This window comes from Actinomadura sp. KC345, assembly GCF_004348515.1.
GTDB lineage: Bacteria > Actinomycetota > Actinomycetes > Streptosporangiales > Streptosporangiaceae > Spirillospora.
On sequence record NZ_SMKH01000441.1, the window covers coordinates 1 to 4,719 of the forward strand.

General features: G+C 69.9%; 3 protein-coding genes. All 3 read right to left on the reverse strand.

Translation table 11 applies throughout. The features are described 5' to 3' along the window. Nucleotides 1-262 precede the first annotated feature (262 nt). Nucleotides 263-1,348 carry a 2-oxoacid:ferredoxin oxidoreductase subunit beta gene (locus tag E1281_RS37605; protein WP_243717776.1) on the reverse strand — a complete coding sequence of 362 codons (1,086 nt, stop codon included), beginning with the start codon at nucleotides 1,346-1,348 and terminating at the stop codon, nucleotides 263-265. Further along, nucleotides 1,341-3,182: a 2-oxoacid:acceptor oxidoreductase subunit alpha gene (locus tag E1281_RS37610; RefSeq protein WP_131884469.1), complete on the reverse strand. Its 1,842-nt coding sequence runs from the start codon at nucleotides 3,180-3,182 to the stop codon at nucleotides 1,341-1,343. The genes E1281_RS37605 and E1281_RS37610 overlap by 8 nt, the downstream gene beginning before the upstream one ends. Nucleotides 3,183-3,705: 523 nt before the next feature. Continuing rightward, nucleotides 3,706-4,719, reverse strand: a 1,014-nt coding sequence (locus tag E1281_RS37615; RefSeq protein WP_207943748.1) for a hypothetical protein, incomplete at its 5' end; no start/stop codon positions are given.

The following is a 4,719-nucleotide window of genomic DNA, read 5'->3' on the forward strand; positions in this document are numbered from 1 at the left end:
GTTCTGAGGGGAGGTGGGGGCCTCGCTCGGCCGACGATTCCTGTTGCGGCGCGGAACGACCCGCATCGTCACCTCCCCGGCTCCATGATCTATTCAGCAGTCTGTCAGCAAGGGACGCGGTCGTGCACCGTGTCCCGGCCGAATGCGGCCAAGGGATCTCGCCGGTTGCTCACCTTGTGATGAACGGTGCCCCGTTCGCTGGGTTTCAATGCGAAAAAGGCCCGGCCCCGGGGTGTCCGGGGCCGGGCCTCTTGGGTCGTGCTCAGTCGATGCGCCAGGTGTCGCCGCTGCCGAGCAGCGCCGCCAGGTCTCCCTTGCCCTCGGACTCGACGGCGTCTTCGAGCTGGGCCCGCATCAGCTCGTCGTACGACGGGCGGTCCACGCTGCGGAAGATGCCGATCGGGGTGTGCTCGAACGCCGGCTGGTCCAGCCGCGACAGCGCGAACGCCTGCGACGGGTCCGGGTTGTGGGCGTCGTGCACGGCGAGTTCCGCGGTGCCCACGTCCGCGATGTCCACGACCTCGAACGAGCCGGAGGCGTTGCGGCGCAGCCCCTTGGAGCGGTCCGCGCCGAACACGATCGGCTCGCCGTGCTCCAGCCGGACCGTGACGTCGTCGCGGACCGACGCGTCCTTCAGCGGCTCGAACGCGTTGTCGTTGAAGATGTTGCAGTTCTGGTAGATCTCGACGAGCGCGGTTCCGCGGTGCTGGGCCGCCGCCCGCAGCACCGACTGCAGGTGCTTGCGGTCGGAGTCGATCGTCCGCGCGACGAACGTGCCCTCCGCGCCGATCGCCAGCGACAGCGGGTTGAACGGCGCGTCCAGCGACCCCATCGGCGTCGACTTGGTGATCTTGCCGAGCTCGGACGTCGGCGAGTACTGGCCCTTGGTCAGCCCGTAGATCCGGTTGTTGAACAGCAGGATCTTCAGGTTGACGTTGCGGCGCAGCGCGTGGATCAGGTGGTTGCCGCCGATGGACAGCGCGTCGCCGTCCCCGGTCACCACCCACACCGACAGGTCCGGACGGGACGTGGCCAGGCCCGTCGCGATCGCGGGCGCGCGGCCGTGGATCGAGTGGAACCCGTAGGTGTTCATGTAGTACGGGAACCGCGACGAGCAGCCGATCCCGGAGACGAACGTGATGTTCTCCCGGCGCAGCCCGAGCTCCGGCAGGAAGGACTGGACGGCCGCGAGGATCGCGTAGTCACCGCACCCGGGGCACCAGCGCACCTCCTGGTCGGTCTTGAAGTCCTTCATCGTCTGCTTCTCGTCCGCCTTCGGGACGAGGGAGAGCAGCGACTTGCCGTTGCCGTTCACGGCGCCGTTTCCGTTGGAGCCGTTGTCACTCACTGTCGATCACATCCTGGATGACGCCCTGCAGTTCCTCGGCCTTGAAGGGCAGGCCGCGGACCTGGTTGTAGCCGATCACGTCGATCAGCAGCCGACCGCGCAGCAGGAGCGCGAGCTGGCCGAGGTTGATCTCCGGGACGACGACCTTGTCGTAGGAGCGCAGGACCTCGGGCAGGTTCGCGGGGAACGGGTTGAGGTGGCGCAGATGCGCCTGGGCGACGTGCTGCCCGTCCGCGCGGACGCGGCGCACGGCGGCGGAGATGGCACCGAACGTGCCGCCCCAGCCCAGTACGAGCACGCGTGCCTTACCGGACGGGTCGTCCACCGCGAGCGGTGCGACGTCGTTCGCGATCCCGTCGATCTTGGCCTGGCGGAGCCGGGTCATCTTGTCGTGGTTGGCCGGGTCGTAGGAGATGTTCCCGGACCCGTCGGCCTTCTCCAGGCCGCCGATCCGGTGCTCCAGACCCGCCGTGCCGGGGATCGCCCACGGGCGGGCGAGGGTCTCCGGGTCGCGTTCGAACGGCCGGAACTCGTCCTGCGACGGGGCCGCGAAACCGGGCTCGATCTCCGGCAGCGCCGCCACGTCCGGCAGCCGCCACGGCTCGGAGCCGTTGGCGAGGTAGCCGTCCGAGAGCAGGATCACCGGCGTGCGGTACTTCACCGCGATCCGGGCCGCCTCCAGCGCCGCGTCGAAGCAGTCCGACGGGGACTGCGGCGCGATCACCGGGACGGGCGCCTCGCCGTTGCGGCCGTACATGGCCTGCATCAGGTCGGCCTGCTCGGTCTTGGTCGGCAGCCCGGTGGACGGGCCGGCCCGCTGCACGTCGATGACCAGCAGCGGAAGCTCGGTCGCGACGCCGAGGCCGATCGTCTCGCTCTTCAGCGCGATCCCCGGACCGGACGTCGTGGTGACGCCGAGGGACCCGCCGAACGAGGCGCCGAGCGCCGCGCCGACCGCGGCGATCTCGTCCTCGGCCTGGAACGTGCGGACGCCGAACTTCTTGTGCTTGGAGATCTCGTGCAGGATGTCGGACGCCGGGGTGATCGGGTAGGAGCCGAGGAAGATCGGCAGCCCGCTCTGCACGCCCGCGGCGACCAGCCCGTAGGCCAGCGCGAGGTTTCCGGTGATGTTGCGGTAGAGGCCCGGCTCGTGCTCGGCCGGCTTGATCTCGTACTGCGTCGAGAACGCCTCGGTGGTCTCGCCGTAGCTCCAGCCCGCCTGGAAGGCCGCGATGTTGGCCTTCATGATCTCGGGCTTCTTGGCGAACTTCCGCTCCAGGAAGGCGATCGTCCCCTCGGTGGGACGGTGATACAGCCAGGACAGAAGCCCGAGCGCGAACATGTTCTTCGCGCGTTCGGCGTCCTTCTTGGAGATGTCGAAGTCCGTGAGCGCCGTGACCGTCATCGAGGTGAGCGGCAGCGCGTGCACGCGGTACTCGGCGAGCGAGTCGTCCTCGACGGGGTTCTCGGAGTAGCCGACCTTGGCGAGGTTGCGCTTGGTGAACTCGTCGGTGTTGACGATGAGGTCCGCCCCGCGGGGGAGGTCCCCGAGGTTGGCCTTGAGGGCGGCGGGATTCATCGCGACCAGGACGTTGGGCGCGTCGCCCGGGGTGAGGATGTCGTGGTCGGCGAAGTGCAACTGGAAGCTGGACACGCCGGGGAGGGTCCCGGCGGGGGCGCGGATTTCGGCCGGGAAGTTCGGCAACGTCGACAAGTCGTTGCCGAACGCCGCCGTCTCCTGGGTGAAGCGGTCGCCGGTCAGCTGCATGCCGTCGCCGGAGTCTCCGGCGAAACGGATGATGACGCGGTCGAGCTGCTGGACCTGTTTGGTCACAGAGGAAGACCTCCTCGACGCGCAGCATCCGTCCTGGGGGAGGCACCCAGGATCGTGATGCTACTTAGGCTTACCTTCATGGTATGTCCGGGGTGGGATGGTGTTCTCGGGGACGGGTCGAGTTCTGACCGTGACGGGCAGGGGCCACCCGCCGTTGTCCCGGTTCCCGGTGGCCGCTGGTCATGGAGGCATGGACCGCGGCCGTCGCTCCGCCCGTCATGTGACGTCCCGCTTCCAGGGAGGTCGTGAACCCCGTACTAGCACAAGACGTATCACTTCGATGCGGAGTTCACTCGGCTCCCCGGGATTCGGGCAGGTCCTATCCGGTGGTACGACCTGGACGGGGCCCCGAGTTCATCATGGACACAGGCTGCTGCGCTGGCGGCACAGGTCGACGTGCAACCGCTTGACCAGCAGCGCGGGCTTCGTCGAGGAGACCCGGCTCCCCGCGGGCGTGGAGTTCACAGCCCGCAGTGTAGATGGCGCGAATTCCGTTCGAGGTCACCGCCCCTGGTCAACCGCGTCACGGCCGCCCCGGCGTCTGCGATGTGGCGACCTCCGGCCGCCCCGAGGGCTCGCGCGACCCGGTCGGCCCCGGCGTGGCGGGCGTGGCCGGTTGCGGCTTCACCACCGCCGCGCGCTCGCGATCGACCCGGGCGAGCAGCTTGTCCACCTCGTCCGCGGACACCGCCTCCCCGACCACGTGCGCCGTCGCGCCGTAGGGGTAGGAGCCGGGGTTGTCGAGCGCGCTGCGCATCCAGTTGCGCCAGCGCTTGCTGGTCACGGTGCAGCGCAGCACCAGGCGCCGGTCGGCCGGTACCTGCTTCGACTCCGTGCAGGCGCCGAGCTCCGTGCCCTGGGACGTGATCGTGGCGAGCAACTGCGCCCGCGCACCGTCCGGGACCTTGCCCTTCGGGGCGGAGAGCGTGGCGGGGACGCTCACCGTGCAGCCGTTGGGGTTCTGGTCGCAGTTGCCGAACGTCAGCGACCCGGGCTCGAAGCGCACCCCCGGGTCGGTGGCGCCGCCGAGCTTGGCGACCCTCGGGCGCAGCTCCGCGAACAGCGCCGCCGGCGCCTGCACGGGGGCGGCACTGAACAGCGGCGCGTTCGGCCCGCCCGCGTGCACCGACAGCAGCCGGTGCGGAGCGGCCGCGGTCATCAGGTACTCCGCGCCCTGCGCCTTGATCCGGTACGCGGGGACCCCGTTCACGTTCTCCTTGGGCGGTTCGGCCGGCGCCTTGGCGAGCAGGCGGGCGATGGCCTTCGGGCCGAGCACGTCCGGCACGTCGAATCCGGGCACGGACTTCGGTGCCTTGGACCACCGGCCGGCGTAGTAGCCGCCGTTCGCGACCTCGGGCACGTAGTCGCGCCAGAACGCGGGCCCGGCCTTGATGAAGGTGTCGCCGCCGATCGCGATGACGTCCGCCTTCAGCCCGCCCGCCGTCAGCGTGCCGGTGGCCAGACCCGACGGGGTCAGCCGCAGGCTCGCCCGGACGGGCTTGCCGCCGACCGTCATCGACCCGTCGTACCCCAGCCC